General features: G+C 50.3%; 19 protein-coding genes and 1 tRNA gene. 10 read left to right on the top strand and 10 right to left on the bottom strand.

Annotated elements, in window-relative coordinates; translation table 11 throughout:
• Nucleotides 1-43: 43 nt before the first annotated feature.
• The 5 genes from RHM61_RS02875 (at nt 44) to RHM61_RS02895 (ending at nt 4,769) form a co-directional block, all read left to right on the top strand.
• Nucleotides 44-670 (top strand): hypothetical protein, encoded by a 627-nt coding sequence (locus RHM61_RS02875; protein ID WP_322249628.1) that lies wholly within the window; start codon nt 44-46, stop codon nt 668-670.
• A gap of 368 nt (nt 671-1,038) precedes the next feature.
• Entirely contained in the window at nt 1,039-2,310 is a 1,272-nt protein-coding gene (locus RHM61_RS02880; protein WP_322249629.1) for an ATP-binding protein, read from the top strand.
• 33 nt (nt 2,311-2,343) lie between these two features.
• Nucleotides 2,344-3,557, top strand: a protein-coding gene (locus tag RHM61_RS02885; protein WP_322248433.1) for an IS3 family transposase whose coding sequence is annotated in 2 segments (ribosomal slippage) — nt 2,344-2,620 and nt 2,620-3,557 — 1,215 coding nt in all. Because the reading frame shifts where the segments join, the coding sequence is not laid out codon by codon here.
• A gap of 151 nt (nt 3,558-3,708) precedes the next feature.
• Nucleotides 3,709-4,401 (top strand): hypothetical protein, encoded by a 693-nt coding sequence (locus RHM61_RS02890; protein ID WP_322249630.1) that lies wholly within the window; start codon nt 3,709-3,711, stop codon nt 4,399-4,401.
• A 14-nt stretch (nt 4,402-4,415) separates the two neighbouring features.
• Nucleotides 4,416-4,769 carry a PIN domain-containing protein gene (locus RHM61_RS02895; protein ID WP_322249631.1) on the top strand — a complete coding sequence of 118 codons (354 nt, stop codon included), beginning with the start codon at nt 4,416-4,418 and terminating at the stop codon, nt 4,767-4,769.
• Between the two features lie 90 nt (nt 4,770-4,859).
• Here RHM61_RS02895 and RHM61_RS02900 read toward each other — a convergent pair.
• Nucleotides 4,860-6,073, bottom strand: a protein-coding gene (locus RHM61_RS02900) for an IS3 family transposase (protein ID WP_322247785.1) whose coding sequence is annotated in 2 segments (ribosomal slippage) — nt 4,860-5,797 and nt 5,797-6,073 — 1,215 coding nt in all. Because the reading frame shifts where the segments join, the coding sequence is not laid out codon by codon here.
• Between the two features lie 103 nt (nt 6,074-6,176).
• Between RHM61_RS02900 and RHM61_RS02905 the strand changes: the two genes are divergently transcribed.
• Together RHM61_RS02905 and RHM61_RS02910 are read left to right on the top strand one after the other, a co-directional pair.
• Nucleotides 6,177-6,947, top strand: a complete 771-nt coding sequence (locus RHM61_RS02905; RefSeq protein ID WP_322249632.1) for a PIN domain-containing protein — start codon at nt 6,177-6,179, stop codon at nt 6,945-6,947.
• Nucleotides 6,948-7,131: 184 nt separating this feature from the next.
• A tRNA-Gly gene (locus tag RHM61_RS02910) sits at nt 7,132-7,205 on the top strand.
• A 392-nt stretch (nt 7,206-7,597) separates the two neighbouring features.
• Here RHM61_RS02910 and RHM61_RS02915 read toward each other — a convergent pair.
• Both RHM61_RS02915 and RHM61_RS02920 read right to left on the bottom strand, forming a co-directional pair.
• Nucleotides 7,598-7,891 (bottom strand): BrnA antitoxin family protein, encoded by a 294-nt coding sequence (locus RHM61_RS02915; protein ID WP_322249633.1) that lies wholly within the window; start codon nt 7,889-7,891, stop codon nt 7,598-7,600.
• Nucleotides 7,892-8,526: 635 nt separating this feature from the next.
• Nucleotides 8,527-8,919 (bottom strand): transcriptional regulator, encoded by a 393-nt coding sequence (locus RHM61_RS02920; RefSeq protein ID WP_322249634.1) that lies wholly within the window; start codon nt 8,917-8,919, stop codon nt 8,527-8,529.
• 210 nt (nt 8,920-9,129) lie between these two features.
• On the opposite strand from RHM61_RS02920, the gene RHM61_RS02925 reads away from it, so the two are divergent.
• Together RHM61_RS02925 and RHM61_RS02930 are read left to right on the top strand one after the other, a co-directional pair.
• On the top strand, nt 9,130-9,573 hold the full coding sequence (locus RHM61_RS02925; RefSeq protein ID WP_322249635.1) for a thioesterase family protein: 444 nt from the start codon (nt 9,130-9,132) through the stop codon (nt 9,571-9,573).
• A 34-nt stretch (nt 9,574-9,607) separates the two neighbouring features.
• Nucleotides 9,608-9,964: a DUF1304 domain-containing protein gene (locus RHM61_RS02930; protein WP_322249636.1), complete on the top strand. Its 357-nt coding sequence runs from the start codon at nt 9,608-9,610 to the stop codon at nt 9,962-9,964.
• 4 nt (nt 9,965-9,968) lie between these two features.
• On the opposite strand, the gene RHM61_RS02935 is transcribed toward RHM61_RS02930, so the two are convergent.
• Nucleotides 9,969-10,706 (bottom strand): TIGR00730 family Rossman fold protein, encoded by a 738-nt coding sequence (locus tag RHM61_RS02935; protein WP_322249637.1) that lies wholly within the window; start codon nt 10,704-10,706, stop codon nt 9,969-9,971.
• On the opposite strand from RHM61_RS02935, the gene polA reads away from it, so the two are divergent.
• Entirely contained in the window at nt 10,707-13,478 is a 2,772-nt protein-coding gene (polA, locus tag RHM61_RS02940; RefSeq protein WP_322249638.1) for a DNA polymerase I, read from the top strand.
• Between the two features lie 82 nt (nt 13,479-13,560).
• On the opposite strand, the gene RHM61_RS02945 is transcribed toward polA, so the two are convergent.
• Genes RHM61_RS02945 through RHM61_RS02970 form a run of 6 tightly spaced genes read right to left on the bottom strand, consistent with a single transcriptional unit; the run spans nt 13,561 to nt 19,005 of the window.
• Complete coding sequence (locus tag RHM61_RS02945; protein ID WP_322249639.1) at nt 13,561-13,959, bottom strand: diguanylate cyclase; 399 nt, start codon at nt 13,957-13,959, stop codon at nt 13,561-13,563.
• A 25-nt stretch (nt 13,960-13,984) separates the two neighbouring features.
• A complete protein-coding gene (locus RHM61_RS02950; protein WP_322249640.1) occupies nt 13,985-14,461 on the bottom strand; it encodes a hypothetical protein in 477 nt (158 codons plus the stop codon).
• Complete coding sequence (mtgA, locus tag RHM61_RS02955; RefSeq protein ID WP_322249641.1) at nt 14,458-15,153, bottom strand: monofunctional biosynthetic peptidoglycan transglycosylase; 696 nt, start codon at nt 15,151-15,153, stop codon at nt 14,458-14,460. The genes RHM61_RS02950 and mtgA overlap by 4 nt, the downstream gene beginning before the upstream one ends.
• Nucleotides 15,150-15,986, bottom strand: a complete 837-nt coding sequence (gene aroE / locus RHM61_RS02960) for a shikimate dehydrogenase (protein ID WP_322251028.1) — start codon at nt 15,984-15,986, stop codon at nt 15,150-15,152. The genes mtgA and aroE overlap by 4 nt, the downstream gene beginning before the upstream one ends.
• 20 nt (nt 15,987-16,006) lie before the next feature.
• Nucleotides 16,007-16,906, bottom strand: a complete 900-nt coding sequence (locus RHM61_RS02965; protein WP_322249642.1) for a TonB family protein — start codon at nt 16,904-16,906, stop codon at nt 16,007-16,009.
• A 23-nt stretch (nt 16,907-16,929) separates the two neighbouring features.
• Nucleotides 16,930-19,005, bottom strand: a complete 2,076-nt coding sequence (locus RHM61_RS02970) for a ribonuclease catalytic domain-containing protein (protein ID WP_322249643.1) — start codon at nt 19,003-19,005, stop codon at nt 16,930-16,932.
• Nucleotides 19,006-19,123 lie beyond the last annotated feature (118 nt).

Below are 19,123 nucleotides of genomic sequence, written 5' to 3' on the forward strand. Positions count from 1 at the left end.
TCGTCTCTTTTCGACAGACACTAGTTTAAACTGTTGTCCGGATATGTGGATCCACTATAATCGTCAAGCACAACACACCCTTGAGAAGATAAAATCATCGACAAATGCAGATGTTCAGCAGAAGACGGTGTTGCTAAGTGGGAATAAAATCACTCCAATCGTGACAGAAGTCCTTGCTGCCGTTGATACTGATTCAATTAAACAAGGCGAAGAAAAGGTAGAACCAGTTCAACGCCCCATAAGCGCAAGTAATAAGGACGTCTTAATTAGCTTTGCATTTTTAGTTCTTCTTTGTTACCTAATATGGCACTTTATTCTGGCTCCTCTTGGACATTTCGTATTTGGAACTAGTGGTAAATTTCTTTACGGACAATATCTCTCTGCTGGTAACAATGCGATTGAATTTTTTGATGAGAAATATATTGATGGAGAGGTTCTAGAGGAAAAACGCACAGAAAATGGAAGATGTTATTTTGGATGGATTGAGCTTAAATCAACGGCAGTCTTAGGTCAGCCTTTAATTTCGAAACATACCAACATTCTCTACATATTTACGTATGAGCAAGATGGTCGATACTGGACGGGTTTTAGGGGATTAAATTACATTGATGATTTGAGGCAAAGTTGGGAAGAATACCAATGTGGTGAGTTCCCTAAAGGACGGAAATGAAGTGAGTTATCGAAATTGGGCTTTCTTATTTTTATTCCTTAGTTGATGTGTTGATTGGCGGATTTAATAACTTGGCTATCACGTGGGTAATTTGGTTTTGAGTAACAATGCTGGTGAGTTTTCTTAAAGAATAAAAGCCGTAAAAGCAAGAAATAAAGGCTGGATGAAAATTTACCTGAGGATTGCGTGAGGGTTCAATTAAATGCGACGAAACTGATTAGGGAGATGTTAATAAATAATAACTTGAAATTACAAATTTGTTGTAAATTTAAGTTTGTGTATTTTTATTACTAATCATAATGCATTGAAATCTGATTTCTTTGTATTGTTACCCAAATCTTAGCCAACTAGTTGAAAGAAATCTTCAAATGGGAATCGTCCAAGTAACCGCAAAAAAAGATTTTCTTGAATCAATAACATCTTCTCGTCCGATAGCGGCTTTGGCTGAATTAATTTGGAATGGATTTGATGCGGCCTCGAACAAAGTGGAGGTCTTCCTTGATATTAACGAAATGAATGGTCTTGAATCCGTTCGTGTACGAGATTACGGTGACGGTATAACGTTCTCTAAAGTCGACAAATTGTTTGGTAGTTTAGGCGACTCGTGGAAGAAAGCTGCTGTTCGCCAACATGGACGTTCATTACATGGAAAAAATGGAAAAGGCAGATTTAAGGCATTTTCTTTAGGCCATAAGGTTGAGTGGGCTACGACATTTAAAGAAAATGGGAAATCGCACTCATACAAAATTGTTGGCAATTCAACATCCCTTGATAATTTTAATGTTGGTAAAGTTGTAGAGGTCGATACGAATGTAAGTGGAACTGAAGTTACCATACACAATGTAGTTAGTGATTTTCGGTCACTAAAAGATGAAACTGCTCAAATGAGTTTGGCGAAAATATTTGCGGTGTTTCTTACTGAATATCCTGAAACCTCAATTGAGTATGATGGGAAAAATGTAGACCCTAATGCAGTTCAGCACCATCGAGAAGAGTATGACCTTGGCGAAATTGGACTTAATAGCGGTAATAGAGTACGTGTTTCGATAGTTGTTATTGAATGGAATATTCCTACTGAACGTGTTGTTCATTTGTGTGATGCGTCAGGAATCTCATTGTTTGAAACTCCTGCGGGTCAACAAATTCGTGCACCGGGCTTTAATTTTACTGCGTATATAAAATCTGATCATTTTCGTGAGTTAGATAAGTTGGGCCAATTGGCACTTGCAGATTTGCATGATGATGTTCAGGTTATTGTGCGTGCGGCAAAAAATAAAATGAAAGAGCACTTTAGAAAACGTTTGGCTTCTCAACATAGCCAGATTGTTGAAAAGTGGAAAGAAGAAAAAATTTATCCTTATGAAGACAACGATAATATTGATCCTGTCGAATTTGCAGAGCGACAGGTTTTCGATATTTTGGCTGTTAACGTACAAAGTTATTTACCTTCTTTTGAAGACTCTGATAGTAAACAAAAGAAGTTCACTTTCTTTTTGCTTGCCCAGGCAATTCGTCAAAATCCTGATTCCGTGCAATTTATTATCGGCGAAGTGCTTGGTTTAAAGAAAGAGGCTCAAGATGATCTAGCTTTACTGCTAGAAAAAACTATAGTGGATCCACATATCCGGACAACAGTTTAAACTAGTGTCTGTCGAAAAGAGACGAGGCAGACCATGAGTGAAAATAAGAGAAAAATATTTAGCGGCGCACAAAAAGCCAAGGTGGCAGTTGAGGCGATCAAAGGCGAAAAGACGATCAATCAGATCGCCCAAGAGTTCGGGGTGCATCCGACGCAGGTCAGCCAGTGGAAGAAAGAATTACTGGAAAATGCAGGCAGTCTGTTTGAAGGTAAACGCGGTCCGAAACCGGCCAGCACACAGAACGACCCAGACCGTCTCTATGCCAAAATTGGGCAACTGAATATGGAACTCGATTGGCTTAAAAAAAAGTCAGGGATCAGCCTGTAACGGTACGATTGCAGTGGGTAGAGCCGCTCTCTGCCCTTTCAATCGCCACACAATGCCGTCTCGTTTCAGTCACGCGCTCGGTCGTGTACGACAAGAAAAAGCGCTTGCAGGAAGAGATCAATCCGTTTGATAGTTTGCTGTTGCAATTGCTTGACGAGGAATACACCAGACATCCATTTTACGGCACGCGACGCATGACGCATTACTTGCGAGACTGTGGCCATACAGTGAACCGAAAGCGCGTACAGAGGCTGATGCAGCAACTGGGATTGGCAGGTATGGCCCCAGGCCCCAACACCAGTAAAGCGCATCCGCAGAACAAGATTTACCCGTACTTACTGAGAGGTATCGACGTCACTCGACCAAATATGGTCTGGAGTACAGACATCACATTCATCAGGCTGCCGCGGGGTTTTGTCTATCTGGTGGCGATCGTTGACTGGTACAGCCGGAAGGTGCTGTCCTGGCGGTTGTCGAACACGATGGATGCGGGGTTTTGCGTGGACTGCTTGGAAGAAGCCATAAAATGGTATGGAACGCCGGAGATTTTTAATACCGATCAGGGTGCGCAGTTTACCAGCCAGGCCTTTACTGGGCTGCTGCTTAGAAACGGCATCAAAATCAGTATGGACGGTCGCGGTCGGGCGCTGGATAATATTTTTGTTGAGCGCTTATGGCGCAGTGTGAAATATGAAGAAGTGTATTTGAAAAAGCATGAAAGTATGCCGGAATTGGTGATCGGCTTGGCGAACTATTTTATGTTCTACAACGCTGAGCGTAAACATCAATCATTGGGTTATCAAACGCCGGAAACCGTGTATGGCTCAGGCGTGGGCGGCGGTGCCAAGATCGTAAACAAATTTGGTACTGAACTGCCTGATTCAAAAAAGCTAGAAAAGAAAAGCACGGTAGTGATGTAGTGCGAATAACGGGGCAGCGCCGCGCAGCTGTGGCAGAAACAGGCACTATCTTAAACTCTTTGGATAATTGTCTGGACTTAGGGGGCCACTTTAAACATCACTTTCCTCGATCATCAGTTCCGCAAAAATTGTTGCAAATAGACTGGATATGTTGAATGGATTAGAGGCGCTTATTTTTCATAAGAAAAGTAAGAAGAAACTGTTGGAAAGAGATCAATTACATAAAATACTTGAAACAGAGGCTTGGTTATTTCACGAAGAATTCTCTCTGGCAGGTAGCGAGCAGCGGTTAGAAGAAGTTTTGCAAAGGCATTTATCTGAATTAGGTCCACGTGAAGATGATTCTAAAATTGTTGATCTAGGAGATGGGAAGACTGGGCGGATAGATCTGATGTTGCAAAAAGTTGTCCAACCTCGAACTGGTGAATATGATTATCTAATTGTTGAGCTCAAGCGACCTTCACAAAAAATCAATAGCGATGTACTAACCCAAATAAAAAAATATGCTATCGCAGTTGCAAGTGACGAAAGATTTGCTGGAGTTCCTGCTAAATGGACATTCGTCGCTGTGTCAAATGAGCTGGACTCTTTTGCAAAGAAAGAGGCCAATCAGAAGGGACGACCTAAAGGACAAGTTTATGACGACTCAGAATTGAATATTACGGTCTGGGTAAAAGAATGGGCAGAGGTAATTAACGATGCACGATCTCGTCTTCGATTTATTAATGAACAATTGTCTTATGAGGCGGATAGGGATAGTGCTAAAGCCTATTTACAAAGAGCGCACGCGAAGTTTATTCCTAATCTTTCTGACGACGATACAGATGTCGATTTGCCCAATTAATTTCTAAAAAAATTATGTCTTCAGAAGAATACGCAGAAATTAGGTTGCGAATTGCCCAAAAAAAGATTTCAGCAATTACCGTCGATACAACAACTTTTGATGATCACGGCATGCGTCTCGATCGAGGGATATTTTCTCAGCTAAAACAATTTAATCGGCATCCTGCAAATTTGGTTATTTCGGAAGTAGTTTTAAGGGAAATTGGTCGTCATCTGACAAAATCGATCACAACAAAAAAAGAACGATTTGGTCGTGATATGTCTGATGCGGCTGATTTTGTTGGATTTGATCAAAAGTACCTCGAAGAGATAAATACAAAATTTGCAGAACTGCCATCTCCGCAAGAAATTTGCAAATTGCAGATCTAAAGTGGCCCCCTAAGTCCAGACAATTATTCAAAGAGTTTAAGATAGTGCCTGTTTCTGCCACAGCTGCGCGGCGCTGCCCCGTTATTCGCACTACATCACTACCGTGCTTTTCTTTTCTAGCTTTTTTGAATCAGGCAGTTCAGTACCAAATTTGTTTACGATCTTGGCACCGCCGCCCACGCCTGAGCCATACACGGTTTCCGGCGTTTGATAACCCAATGATTGATGTTTACGTTCAGCGTTGTAGAACATAAAATAGTTCGCCAAGCCGATCACCAACTCCGGCATACTTTCATGCTTTTTCAAATACACTTCTTCATATTTCACACTGCGCCATAGACGCTCAACAAAAATATTATCCAACGCCCGACCGCGACCGTCCATACTGATTTTGATGCCGTTTCTAAGCAGCAGCCCAGTAAAGGCCTGGCTGGTAAACTGCGCACCCTGATCGGTATTAAAAATCTCCGGCGTTCCATACCATTTTATGGCTTCTTCCAAGCAGTCCACGCAAAACCCCGCATCCATCGTGTTCGACAACCGCCAAGACAGCACCTTCCGGCTATACCAGTCAACGATCGCCACCAGATACACAAAACCCCGCGGCAGCCTGATGAATGTGATGTCTGTACTCCAGACCATATTTGGTCGAGTGACATCGATACCTCTCAGTAAGTACGGGTAAATCTTGTTCTGCGGATGCGCTTTACTGGTGTTGGGGCCTGGGGCCATACCTGCCAATCCCAGTTGCTGCATCAGCCTCTGTACGCGCTTGCGGTTCACTGCATGGCCACAGTCTCGCAAGTAATGCGTCATGCGTCGCGTGCCGTAAAATGGATGTCTGGTGTATTCCTCGTCAAGCAATTGCAACAGCAAACTATCAAACGGATTGATCTCTTCTTGCAAGCGCTTTTTCTTGTCGTACACGACCGAGCGCGTGACTGAAACGAGACGGCATTGTGTGGCGATTGAAAGGGCAGAGAGCGGCTCTACCCACTGCAATCGTTCCGTTACAGGCTGATCCCTGACTTTTTTTTAAGCCAATCGAGTTCCATATTCAGTTGCCCAATTTTGGCATAGAGACGGTCTGGGTCGTTCTGTGTGCTGGCCGGTTTCGGACCGCGCTTACCTTCAAACAGACTGCCTGCATTTTCCAGTAATTCTTTCTTCCACTGGCTAACCTGCGTCGGATGCACCCCGAACTCTTGGGCGATCTGATTGATCGTCTTTTCGCCTTTGATTGCCTCAACTGCTACCTTGGCTTTTTGTGCGCCGCTAAATATTTTTCTCTTATTTTCACTCATGGTCTGCCTCGTCTCTTTTCGACAGACACTAGTTTAAACTGTTGTCCGGATATGTGGATCCACTATAATCGACAGTTTTTTAGCAGATTCTGGTACCTTAGTTTTGAACTCCGATGACTATATTAATGTCAGTGACCTTCTCAGTAGTTACTTTGGTAATGAACCCCCGTTTCAGAAGGAAAATAACAAAAAATCTGAGTTTCCAGACGCAATTGCGTTAAAGACCCTTGAAAATTGGGCGTTAGATGAGGATACCGAAATAGTTGTTGTATCCAGAGACGGTGATTGGATATCGTATTGTGAAATATCCGATAGGTTGCATCATGTAAAAGAACTTGCAACTGCGCTTGCACTTTTTCAAACACCGGACGAGGCCGTCCAACATATGATTAAGGGTCTGCGACGAGACTTAAATGATGGAAACTCGAAAATTTTCTTAAGGATTGAAGAGGAAATTAAAGACTTCGAATGGAGCGAAGCTGTTATCAGTGATGTTTATTCACAATTTGAATATGAAGAAGATGAGTTTTATGTTGAGTTGAATAAATGTACATTTGAAGATGTGCCAAATGCCATTAAAGTTACTGATATTGATCAGGAGGGAGTCTCTGTAATTTTTAGTCTCCAAGTGCAAGGTACATTTATTGGAAGTTATTCATTTCAGAAATGGGATGGAATTGATAAAGAATATATTTCTATGGGAAACGGTCTAGTCACGGATAATTTCGATGAATCGGTTTCTATTGTTTTGCGTATTCCTAACAAATCAAATGAAGTAGATGATATTGAGCTTGAAATAGAACCAAATACATTGCATTTTGAATTTGGTGAGATAGAACCTGATTGGATGAGTGGACGAGATAATGTTGATTAACTTAGATTAAGTTGGTTCCCAGAATTTTTCGCTGCTATGTTGTCATGGTACTGTTCAATTCGGAACAATTTCTAAAGAATAGAAGCCATCACAGTAAGGAAATAAAGGCCATCACATTTTCGCTCACAGCAGCCATCGCCGGAAGTTGTCAACACCCTTGAAACCCGCGTAGAATGTGGGGATCGCGGGTGTAGTTCAATGGTAGAACGGCAGCTTCCCAAGCTTCATACGAGGGTTCGATTCCCTTCACCCGCTCCAGCTTACGAACTTTGCTGATGTTTTTCGGCCAAACGTTCCGCGCAAGCCGATAGCCGATATGCCCCAAACACAGTCGCTGTCCTTGGCTCGCTGTTTTAATATGCCCTTGACCAGGCTTTGCCTCTACCCGGTGTCGGCTGAGGTGCGCAAAAGAGACGCCAACAGGCCCTGCTTGCGAACCGATATTTCCACTACAGCAGATCAATCGCAGCTCTGCTCGCCCCACCACAAGTTTGACCAGATGCGCGACCAGCCTCGTCCAAGCGATCGCTTGGGCAGCAAACTACAGGAAAGCCGTCGAGTTTGGGCAGGGAAGGATAGCGCGGATGAGGAAGCCGTCCTTGCCTGGTGATTGAGTGAGATGTTTTCTGTTGCTCAATATTTTACAATTTTTAAGTCTCAGAATGTAAAACCAGCCACTCGCGCATGGCCTCGTTTACACGAGTCTGCCAGCCGCGCCCGCTAGCCTTCAAGGCTACCAGCACGTCTTGGTCAAAGCGGATCGTTGTCGCCACTTTGGGCGCAAGCTTCACACTGCCGACTGGACGACCACGCCGCCGAACCTCAATTTGCTCCGGCCTGGTTTTTCGCCCCTCCCCTCGTAGCCCGTCATCAATGCTCCGCAGCAAAGCTGCCTCGAATTCGAGCATTTCCGGATCGATCGCTGGCTTATTTCGTCTTGTCATCAAATTTTTCCTTCACCTTCAGTAAAAACTCTGGTCGCTAATTGTCGAATTTCGCCTTTGCGTAAACCAGCAACAACACGATTTCACCGCTCAACAGCTTCGTGAATTGGCATCCTCCCCGCCCTAAAGAGGCTGTCGCAAAAGCCTGATGGACGTTTTTTACACCTGAAACACCGCATACCTCGTCATTCCCGCATGCTTTTGGCGGGAACCCAGCGTCGTTTTTTACACTGAAAATGCCACAATTTCTGGCATTTTCAGTTAACCACGAACGCCGCTGGGTTCCTGCCAAAAGCGCGCAGGAATGACGTGGCCACCAGTTAGGGTAATGACACCGACTCAATACCCTTTTGCGACAGCCTCTGAAGGCCGGGGTTTCAAACCCTAGTCAGATTTTTGATCAACCTAAGCTTTCTGCTCTTGGTGGCATTTCGCTGAAAGGCTAAGCATCAATACTGCTGGCAGTAATCAGCCGCCCCGAGACCTGACTGTCAGCAACTTTTCAGTTTAGTTTTGTCTAGTTAGCGCTAGACTAGCGGCGCTGCAACAATAATGAAAAACACCGCCTAAGCGGTGTCGCGATAATTTGTTGCGGGCGAGCAGAAATGCAGTGCCGGGGTGGTAGCGGACTCGGCTCAATCGCGCCGTAGCTGGACGATCAAATCTTCGATCAAATAACGCTGATGCGCCGGCAGGGCTTGGATTTTTTGCGCCAGAATGATCATTTCAGGGGTAGGTGGCAAGAGTTCGATTTTCTTGCTTTCATCTAAAGCAGAAGGTGGTGGGCCATAGTGTAGCCAGTGCTCTTCTACCCCTAGCCAGATGGCGATGGTGTGCAATTTGTCACTGCGCGGAATCGCCCTACCGGTCAGCCATTTGTGCGCGGTCTGGGGGGAAATCGATTCGCCTTTGTAGCGTAAATTAAAACGCAAAGCGAGTTCGGTCGCGCCTCGGACTGGCTCTGGACTGCGTCGCAAAGCCACCTCGAGACGCTTGGAAAACAGTGCTCTTTTTTCATGGGTAGACATAGGCCTATTTTGCGGCAGCCGTGCGAATTGTTGTCAACTTTCAACGACATTATTAACGCTAACTGGCAATAAACAAGAGAATCACCAGGAGAGGGGTGGATTTCGCCTGCTCGAAGTCAAAAGATTCGTGTAAAGTACGCGGTGGCAGCCCTTATCTGCGGCTGAGTAGGCGCTGGATGCCTCTTTTTTTTGTTTACTTTTCTCGTTTTTATGGCACGCCTGACACTACATTTTCCGGAAGACCAGTTTTATTACACGACCCAATTAACCGTGCGGGTAACCGATATCAACGGTGCTAATCACCTCGGCAACGACTCGATGATTTCCATGATTTCTGAAGCGCGCGCGCGCTTTCTGTATGACTTCGGCATACGCGAAACTGGTCTCGATGGCATCGGCATCATCGTCACCGATCTGGCCACGACATATAAGGCAGAAGCCCACGCGCGTGACCAGTTACAGTTTGAAGTGGGCGTGATGGATTTCAACCGCTACGGCGGCGACATCACGTTTCGCATCACGCGACCGGCCGATGGTGCCCTGATTGCGATGGCAAAATCTGGCTTTGTGTTTTTTAATTATGCTAAAGCGGCAGTGATGGCCATGCCGCCCATATTCAGTGACAAATTTTCCCGCGTCAATCACATCGACTGATCGCGCTACGCTACTTCTCTCAGAAAGTTCACTCATGCTGTTACTTGCCAATATTGTGGTCGCCTTGCTGGCGATCTTGCACGTCTATATTCTGATCTTGGAAATGTTCCTGTGGGAAAAGCCGGCCGGTTTGCGCGCATTCCGTCAAACGCCGGCGTCCGCGGCAGCGAGCAAGGTCTTGGCTGCCAATCAGGGTTTGTATAATGGTTTTCTGGCAGCCGGCTTGGTCTGGAGCTTGCTGGCACAATCAGGCGGGCAAGACATCAAGGTATTTTTTCTTGGCTGCGTGTTGGTGGCCGGTTTGTATGGCGCGGCCACAGTTGGACGTAAAATTCTTTTCGTTCAAGCCATCCCGGCGCTGACCGGTCTGGCCTTGTTGCTGGCAGCCTGAAGCCTCACAAGTAGAGCATGCGTGCACGTTCGTCATCAGACGGTTCGAGCTCGCGTGCTTCGTAAAATGCAAAGATGGCTTCGATGATGTTGACCGGCTCATCGATCAGTTGTACCAGATCGAGGTCGGCGGCGGCGATCATGCCATTGCCGACCATCTGGTCTTTCAACCATTCCAAGTAGCCGCCCCAGAACGTGGTACCAACCAAGATCACTGGAATGCGGCGAGTTTTACCGGTTTGTATCAAGGTCAGCACTTCGCTGAACTCATCCATGGTACCGAAACCGCCGGGAAAGACCACATAGGCGTCGGCGTATTTGACGAAGGCGACTTTACGAGCAAAGAAATGGCGAAATGTCAGGCTGATGTTTTGCCATGGGTTGCTGCGCTGTTCATGCGGCAATTCGATATTGAGCCCGACCGAGGGCGAGGGACCGTCGAAAGCGCCCTTGTTGGCCGCTTCCATAATGCCAGGACCGCCGCCGGAAATGACGGCAAAGCCTTCATCCGAAAGCCGACGCGCCAGCTCGACACAGCTTTGATAATAGCCGCTCTCAGGCGAGATGCGGGCCGAGCCGAAGATGCTCACCGCTGGACGGATGTTAGAAAGCCGTTCGGCGGAGTCGATAAATTCTGCCATAATCGTGAACATATGCCACGATTCGCGCGCCTTTAAGGCCGTCGCCTTATCTTTATCGATAATTTGGCGCAACCTTGTCACACTTTTTCTGTTTTCACTCATATGCAAAATACCTTGTTGTTAGTCGATGGCTCGAGCTATCTGTACCGCGCCTTTCATGCCATGCCTGACCTGCGCAATCCGCAGGGCGAGCCGACCGGTGCCATTTACGGCATGATCAATATGTTGCGGCGTCTGCGCAGCGATTATCCGGCAGCATACATGGCTTGTGTATTTGATGCAAAAGGGAAGACTTTCCGTGATGACCTGTACCCAGAGTACAAGGCGCAACGCGCACCTATGCCGGACGATTTACGTTTGCAAATAGAACCGATTCATGCCGCCGTCACGGCCATGGGTTGGCCGATCCTGATGGTCGAAGGGGTGGAGGCCGATGATGTGATCGGCACCCTGTGTGTGGCTGCCAGTGAACTCGGCATGAAAACGGTGGTATCGACCGGGGATAAGGATTTGGCTCAGTTGGTCAATGCGAATGTCACGCTGATTAATACCATGAGCAATGAAACGCTCGATGAAGCCGCCGTATTGAGCAAATTCGGCGTGCCGCCGAATCGCATCATCGATTACCTCAGCCTGATCGGCGACACCGTCGATAATGTCCCGGGGGTGAGCAAGTGCGGCCCGAAAACGGCCGTCAAGTGGCTGGCCGAGTATGACAGCCTCGAGGGTGTGATCGCCCATGCCAGTGCCATCAAGGGCGTGGTCGGCGACCATCTGCGCGCCGCGCTCGAGTGGTTGCCGCAAGCACGTGCGCTCATCACCGTAAAGACCGATTGCGACCTCAGCGCCCACTATGCCTCAATTCCAGCCAGCCTGACGGCGCAGCCGGAAAGTAAGGAAGCCATGCTGGCTTTTTTCAGCCGCTATGGTTTCAAATCGTGGTTACGTGAATTGAGTGGTGACGCCACGGCCGGTGCCACTCCGCTCAATCCGGCGGCGGCCGGTAATACACCGGTACAGGCCGGCTTGTTTGCCGAAGCGGCTGCCGGTGCGACGCTGCCGACAGCAATAAAAAATTATGAAACTATTTTGACCGAGGCGGCGCTCGATGCCTGGATCGTGCGCATTCGTGCCGCCAAGCTGACGGCCGTCGATACCGAAACCACTTCGCTCGAACCGATGACGGCACAATTGGTCGGCATTTCACTTTGCTGCGAGGTCGGTCACGCGGCCTACATCCCGGTAGCGCACCAGTATGCCGATGCGCCGACGCAGTTGTCGCGCGCGCTGGTATTGGAAAAACTCCGGCCTTGGCTGGAAGATGCCGGCGCCGCTAAGCTCGGTCAGAATCTCAAATACGATAGCCATATTTTTGCCAACCATGGCATCCTCTTGCGCGGTATCGCCCACGACACGCTGCTGCAATCCTATGTGTTCGAATCACATAAGGCGCATGATATGGATAGCCTGGCGCTGCGCCACCTCGGTAAGAAAACCATCAGCTTTGCCGAAGTCTGCGGCAAAGGGGCGGCACAAATTTGTTTCGACCAAGTCGAGATTGGCCGCGCCACTGAGTATGCGGCCGAAGATGCCGATATCACGCTGCAATTGCACCTGGCGATGTGGCCGGAAATCGAACCCGATCCGAAATTGCTGCGCGTATATCGCACGATAGAATTGCCGACTTCGGTGGTGTTACAAAAGATAGAACGCAATGGCGTACTGATTTCCAAAGAGCTGTTGGCGACGCAATCGAATGAGCTCGGCAAGCGTTTGCTCGAACTCGAACAACGCGCCTATGAGTTGGCGGAACAGCCTTTCAATCTGAATTCACCAAAACAATTGGGCGAAATTTTCTTTGGCAAGCTCGGTCTGCCGGTCGTGAAGAAAACCCCTTCAGGCGCGCCCTCGACCGATGAGGAAGTGCTGCAAAAGTTGGCCGAAGATTATCCGCTGCCGAAGGTGTTGTTGGAATACCGCGGGCTGGCCAAACTGAAGTCGACCTATACCGATAAATTGCCGAAGATGCTTAATCTTGCCACCGGCCGCGTGCATACCAATTACGCCCAAGCGGTGGCAGTGACCGGGCGCTTGGCTTCGAATGATCCGAATCTGCAAAATATCCCGGTGCGCAGCGCCGAAGGCCGGCGCATACGCGAAGCTTTCATCGCCGCCCCCGGCCATGTGCTGGTGTCGGCCGATTATTCACAGATAGAATTGCGCATCATGGCGCATATTTCGGGCGATGCCAGTTTGTTGGCCGCATTTGCCAATGGCGAGGATATTCATCGCGCCACGGCGGCAGAAATTTTCGGTGTGGCGCTGGCAGAAGTCAGCAGCGAGCAACGGCGCTATGCCAAGGTGATCAATTTTGGTCTGATTTACGGCATGAGCGCCTTCGGTTTGGCCGGCAACCTCGGTATAGAACGGGCCGCGGCACAAAGTTATATCGATAAGTATTTTCAACGCTACCCGGGCGTGGCGCAGTATATGGCCGATACGCGGGTCAAGGCCAAGGCGCACGGCTATGTGGAAACCGTGTTCGGACGGCGCTTGTGGCTGGCCGAAATCAATTCGGCCAATGGCCCGCGTCGTCAGGGTGCCGAACGCGCCGCCATCAATGCGCCTATGCAGGGTACGGCAGCCGATCTGATCAAGCTGGCGATGATTGCCGTGCAAGATTGGTTAGAGCGCGATGGTTTGCACAGTAAAATGATTATGCAGGTACACGATGAATTGGTGCTCGAGGTACCACAGGCGGAACTCGAACTGGTGCAACGCAAATTGCCGGAACTGATGGCAGGCGCGGCGAGCCTCGATGTGCCATTGTTGGCCGAAGTAGGGGTGGGAAATAATTGGGAAGAGGCGCACTGACGAGCGGGCGACGGTGGGCGGGCGGCGCTTCCATCGTTGCCGATCCGCCACGCCATGCTGCGCTCAAGTCCATCTATGCAATTCAGTCGTCGGCAGCAAAATTGAGTTCGATGCCATTGCCCAGCGGGTCGCTGAAAAACACTTGCCATTGCGTCGCAAAGCCTGGGCTGGCGGCGATTTCAGCAGCGCGCCAAACGATGCCATCTTGGCTCAGACGCGCGCACATGGCGGCACGCTCGCTGCAATGAAATGCCGTATGGTCGAAGCTGCTTTTGAGAGCACTCTGACGGCTTTCGCCGGCGCGATTGGGCGACAAGTGCAGCACCGCTTGGTCGCCGGCGTAGAGCCAGTAACCGGCGTTGCTCAGTGGTGGCCGTGGACCATCTTGTAAGCCGACATAGCGCTGGTAAAACTGCGCCAGTTCGAGCAATTGCTGCGGTGTGCCGCGTAAGTTGTAGTGACTCAATGACAATGCTGGCATGGCAGGTTTCCTTGCGGTGGGGATATTATTTCGTGGTTTTTTGCTCGGCCCGGCTGATCGCTTGGTCGAGGATTTTTTTGCTCATATCGGTATCGCTGCTGTCGGCTTGTGTGTCACTGACAACAACTGGATGCACGAAGCCTTGGGTGTCATGCAGTTTGACTGCTCGACTGGTCGGGTTCTGCGCGCTGCAGGCGGTATCGGAAAACACTGTCTTGCCATCGATTTGACAGCGGCGCACGCCGGATTCAAGCGTCACCGGTGCTGCCATGCCGCCACCATCCGCGGTGGGTAAGCTGATTTTGAGGGTATCGGCGCCGCTGGCTTTTTTCAATTCATTGCCGATCACGCCGGCTGAATGGCCCCAGCGCGCCAAGCTGTCTTGGAACGGCAGATGACCGTAGCGTATCGTGTAGAGAAAAGTCATGCCACCACCGGCCAGCAGCATGAAAAATACTGAAACGAAGAATAAATTCAAACCGCGTTGACGCTGTAAATTCATGGGATTTCCGCATTATTAATTCGTCGAACAATGATCTCAGTGCGTCTTTGCAGATAGCCCGAGCCCTGATTTTTATCAAAATAGCGCGGTTTCGGCAGCATCACGGCCAAGCGCGCGGCTTGGGTCGAGCTCAGTGAGGCAGCATTGATACCGTAATAATGTTGTGAGGCGGCTTCCGCACCAAAAACCCCGACACCCCATTCCACCACATTGAGATAAATTTCCAAGATGCGCTGCTTACTCATGCACATTTCGAGCATGTAGGTGATGATCAATTCCTGCCCCTTGCGCAAGTAGCTGCGCTGACCGGATAAGAATAAATTTTTCGCCAACTGCTGCGTGATGGTTGAACCGCCGGAGACGACTTTACCTTTTTTCTGGTTTTTTTCATACGCTTTTTGTAAGGCTTCCCAATCCACGCCTTCATGATCGACAAAACTATCGTCTTCAGAAGCGATAACGGCATGCTTGAGGCGGTCGGAAATCCGCTTGTAAGGTACCCATTTATGCTGCAGCGTGGCGGCCGGATTTTTTTCCTGCAGGACGCTGAGCTGCTGGCGCATGAAGCTGGTGGAGGATGGATTGAAGTTGACCCACCAAGCGATCTGCACCAGAAAATATACTTGCAACAGCAGGACCAGCAGCAGGGGCACGCCGATCAGCCAAAACACACAGCGCCGCAAAAACTTCATGCGGCCACCGTGCGGTTCAATTCGGCCCGCATCTGCGCCAGTACCGCCGCCGTCTGCGGCCTTACTCCGCGCCACAACAAGAAGGCTTCGGCCGCTTGTTCGACCAGCATGCCCAAGCCATCGCGCGCCGGTACGCCACACTGGCTAGCAAAGCATAAAAAGGCGCTCGGTACGGCAGCGTACATCATGTCGTAAGCCAGTTCGGCACCGGCAAACAAGCTCGCGGCCAGCGTCGGCATGCTGCCGTTGAGACTGGCCGAGGTAGCGTTGATGATGAGGTCAAAGCGGCCCTCGAGATTATCGAGTTGGCGCGCTTCAAGCGCGCTGCCGGGAGAAAATTGCTGCGCCAATTGCAGTAGTTCTTGGGCGGTGGCCAGCCTGCGATTGGCGATCACCAACTGCGCCGGGCCTTGCGCCAACAGCGGCAGCAGCGCGCCGCGCGCGGCGCCACCAGCGCCGAGTAATAAGATACGTTTGCCGGTGATAACGATGCCTGCATTGGCGACGATATCGGTTACCAAACCGACCCCGTCGGTATTATCGCCGACCACGCCGGCTGGGCTGAAACTGAGGGTATTGACGGCGCCGGCGGCGGCGGCGCGCGCCGTCAGTTGATCGGCCAAGGCGCAGGCTTCGAGTTTAAACGGTACCGTAACATTGGCACCTTTGACGCCGCGCGCGCGTAATTGCGCGACGCTGGCGGCAAAACCATCGAGTGGTGCCTGTAGGGTCTGATAAGTCAAATCTTGCCCGGTTTGGCGCGCGAACGCAGCGTGGATCGCCGGTGATTTGCTGTGGCTGACAGGATGACCGATGACGACATATTGATCAATTGAAGGAGTGGATGCAGTGTTCACTTATTTCCTCCCCGCAGTTCGGTTTCGAGTTGCTGTTCGCGGGTAAATTTGAAACGTGTGATCACGACCCATAAGTCATCTTTATCGTTAGAGCGCATATTCTGCGGAAATTTGCCAAATGGTGCGGCATGCCGGACGATGCGCAGTGCCGCTTTGTCGAGGGCTGGGTTGCCGGAGGATTTTTCTACTCGCGGGCCGCCATCTTTTTCATAGATGCTGCCATCTTGGAAGATGGGGATATAAATGATCAGTTCGCCATACAATTTTTTACCGTCTTTTTGCGGAAAATGCACGGTGCCGAAATCTTCCACGCGCTTTTGTAATTCTTTGTAATACATGGCGTAACCGACTTTTTGCGTGCTCGGTGTAATGAATGTTTTGCGTGGCCGTTTGTTTTGATCTTCGATCGTTTGCGAGATTTCCGCCGCCATGCGTGCCAGCGCTTTACTGGTATCGCGATCGTCACTGCCTTGGCTAGGCGTGTGGCTGTCGTCGAGGCGGCGTTTTTCTTGTTGCGGCAGGCGGAAATTTTCGCGCCGCTGGGTTTGCGCGAGTAATTGCTGCTGTTGCTGTTCGAGTTCTTGGATACGACGGGTGGCCACGCGCACGTTATCACCATCTTCGCTGCGTTGCATGTCGGGTAGCGGTGATTTGCTACGCCCGCTGTCATGCGCCCCACCACCATCAAGGTCAGCTTGTGCCAGCGCCTCGGCCTTGAGCGGTTTTTTATCATGTTTGGCATTGACCAGAATGACTTCGAGGCCGGGATCGACGGCGCGGCTTTCGGCCGGTGGTGGCGCGACAAAATGTACCAACATGGCAGCGGCATGCAGTGCCACCGAAATGGCGACCGCAATACTCAATATCAAATGATCATGAATGAATTTGAAGCGCATGGTAGCTGTCTTTATCGTTTGCGTTACGCTGCACCAGCGTCAACACCAACTGCAAGCACGGGTGCAGCTTCGACGGCAGTGCTGAGCACAGCGTCAGCAGCAGCCGGCGCATCGGCAGCGGCTTCGGCGCTGAGCTCGGCTTCGGCCGTGCCATCGGCTTCTTCCTCTTCACCTAATTCGCTGACGGTCGCCAAGACTTCGAGCACGCGCGCTTCGACGCTCAGTTCGACCTCATCCCAACGTAAAATATCGAGACGCACTTGGGCCCCGCGTGCAGTCGGGGCCATGCCGGGCAAGCGGATGACCAGCGGAATATCGAGCAGGCGTAAGATTTCATCTTTCAAGACGACCGCTTCGACCTGTCGAACCTGCTCCTGGCCTAACCAACGCAAGCACCAGTAGCGCTCCATATTGTTTTGGAAATCGGCATAGGCGGCGTAGGCGGCATCAAAGCCCGATACGATGGCGAACAGATCGGCATCTTTGGGCTTGAAGGTGGCCACCAAGGGTGCGGTCACGCCGTGACGAACACAGGCGATGATTTGCCATTGGTTGACCAGATCGGTATAGCGGCGCAGCGGTGAGGTGCTCCAGGCATATTGGTCGACGCCCAAGCCTTGATGTGGTGCGGCATGCGTGACCATGCGCACTTGCATGCGCCCGGCCCAAGCACCCTGCCCGCGCCCACCGGCCACGCCTTGGGCGCGGTAGATGCCGGGAATGCCGTGCTCGTCCATCAACTTGCCCCAGGTGCTGTTGGCAAAGATCATCAATTCCGCGACCATTTTATCGAGCGGCGCGCCGCGTTTCCGGCGCACTATCGAGACGACGTCATCTTCAACATAGAAATTGAAGTCGACGCGATTGCTTTGTTCCGGTTTCATGCCGAAACTTTCGCGCTTGGCCATGCGGCCCTGTTCCAGCACCAGCGCCCATTGCCAGATGCGGGCGATTTCAGCTTTGTGCGGATACGCGCCCGTGCCGGCGGCGAGATTGTCTTCCGTCACCACGGTGTCGAGATCGTTGTGGCGTAAATTCGCCGCCATAGGCACGGCTTCGATGCGGGTTTCAGTCGAGATAACTGACCAGTCGGCGCTGTCGATGGTGGCATACAAAGACACCGCAGGACGGGTTTGACCAGCCCCGAGTGTGTAGGCATTGACCAATTCATCGGGCAGCATGGTAATTTTATCGCCCGGCATGTAGACGGTGGACATGCGTGCGCGCGCGATTTGGTCGATCGCATCGCCACGGGCAATGCCGAGCGCCGGCGCGGCAATATGTATCCCGATGCGTAACTTGCCATCGCCAAGTTCGACCACCGAAAAGGCGTCATCGATTTCGGTTGTGGTAACGTCGTCGATGGAAAATGCTGCTACGTCGGCAATCGGTAAATCGAGCGGCAGCGCCGGTACTTGGATGGCGGGGAATTGCAAACCTTTAGGGAAATTTTCATAATGAAATTTCGCCAGATGTAGTTGCAGCGGGCTGGCAAGGCCACCGCTGGCCAGCATCAAGCTTTGCGGTGACACTTGCAGCTCGTCGCAGGCTTGGGCAAACGCCTTGTATTCGATGCTGTTTTTATCGGGTTTGAACAACAGTGGCAATACTAAGGCACGCAGGGGTTCTGGCAAGCGATGCTGCTTGAGTTCTTCGACATAGCCGGCTTGCACCAACAATTGCTGTTTTTTCTTTTCTATGCCGGCCAAGGCCGCTTTGAGCGAGGCTTCCGGGGCGGCCTTGTAACGGCCGCGGCCTTTTTTATAAAAGTACACAGGTGCATGATGGAGCGCCAAGATCAGCCCGGCCGCTTCGACCGCTTGCGGGGCATGGCCAAAATATTCGCTGCCGAGCTCGGCGAAACCGAATTCTTCGCTGCCGGCCACTTCCCACAGGAATTCGAGGTCAATCTCGGCGGCGGCGGCACGCGCCTGCTCGATGAGGCTGACCGGGTCGGGTGTCGTAAACTGTAACAACACATCCTTGACCTTGATCTTGCTGCGTTTGCCGCTGGCAAGTTCGACTTGATAAGCTTCGCCAGCCTGAGACAATACGCTGCCGGCTTTGAAATCGCCGGATTCTTCAAAAAATAAATTCATGCCAGACTTCTTTATAAACGTCTACCTCTGCAAGTGCTTGCAAAGTTTCGGACTTCATGGAGGGTAGGAGTAGGCGCAAGCCCATATCCTGCAATTTTAAACGAGGGACGCGGCAAAC

Source organism: Undibacterium sp. CCC3.4 (assembly GCF_034347425.1).
In the GTDB taxonomy this organism is placed as follows: Bacteria; Pseudomonadota; Gammaproteobacteria; order Burkholderiales; family Burkholderiaceae_D; genus Undibacterium.

Coding starts and splice junctions, on each gene's coding strand:
- RHM61_RS02875 (WP_322249628.1), top strand. CDS start 44: ATGTGGATCCACTATAATCGTCAAGCACAACACACCCTTGAGAAGATA.
- RHM61_RS02880 (WP_322249629.1), top strand. CDS start 1,039: ATGGGAATCGTCCAAGTAACCGCAAAAAAAGATTTTCTTGAATCAATA.
- RHM61_RS02895 (WP_322249631.1), top strand. CDS start 4,416: ATGTCTTCAGAAGAATACGCAGAAATTAGGTTGCGAATTGCCCAAAAA.
- RHM61_RS02915 (WP_322249633.1), bottom strand. CDS start 7,891: ATGACAAGACGAAATAAGCCAGCGATCGATCCGGAAATGCTCGAATTC.
- RHM61_RS02920 (WP_322249634.1), bottom strand. CDS start 8,919: ATGTCTACCCATGAAAAAAGAGCACTGTTTTCCAAGCGTCTCGAGGTG.
- RHM61_RS02925 (WP_322249635.1), top strand. CDS start 9,130: ATGGCACGCCTGACACTACATTTTCCGGAAGACCAGTTTTATTACACG.
- RHM61_RS02930 (WP_322249636.1), top strand. CDS start 9,608: ATGCTGTTACTTGCCAATATTGTGGTCGCCTTGCTGGCGATCTTGCAC.
- RHM61_RS02935 (WP_322249637.1), bottom strand. CDS start 10,706: ATGAGTGAAAACAGAAAAAGTGTGACAAGGTTGCGCCAAATTATCGAT.
- polA (WP_322249638.1), top strand. CDS start 10,707: ATGCAAAATACCTTGTTGTTAGTCGATGGCTCGAGCTATCTGTACCGC.
- RHM61_RS02945 (WP_322249639.1), bottom strand. CDS start 13,959: ATGCCAGCATTGTCATTGAGTCACTACAACTTACGCGGCACACCGCAG.
- RHM61_RS02950 (WP_322249640.1), bottom strand. CDS start 14,461: ATGAATTTACAGCGTCAACGCGGTTTGAATTTATTCTTCGTTTCAGTA.
- mtgA (WP_322249641.1), bottom strand. CDS start 15,153: ATGAAGTTTTTGCGGCGCTGTGTGTTTTGGCTGATCGGCGTGCCCCTG.
- RHM61_RS02965 (WP_322249642.1), bottom strand. CDS start 16,906: ATGCGCTTCAAATTCATTCATGATCATTTGATATTGAGTATTGCGGTC.
- RHM61_RS02970 (WP_322249643.1), bottom strand. CDS start 19,005: ATGAATTTATTTTTTGAAGAATCCGGCGATTTCAAAGCCGGCAGCGTA.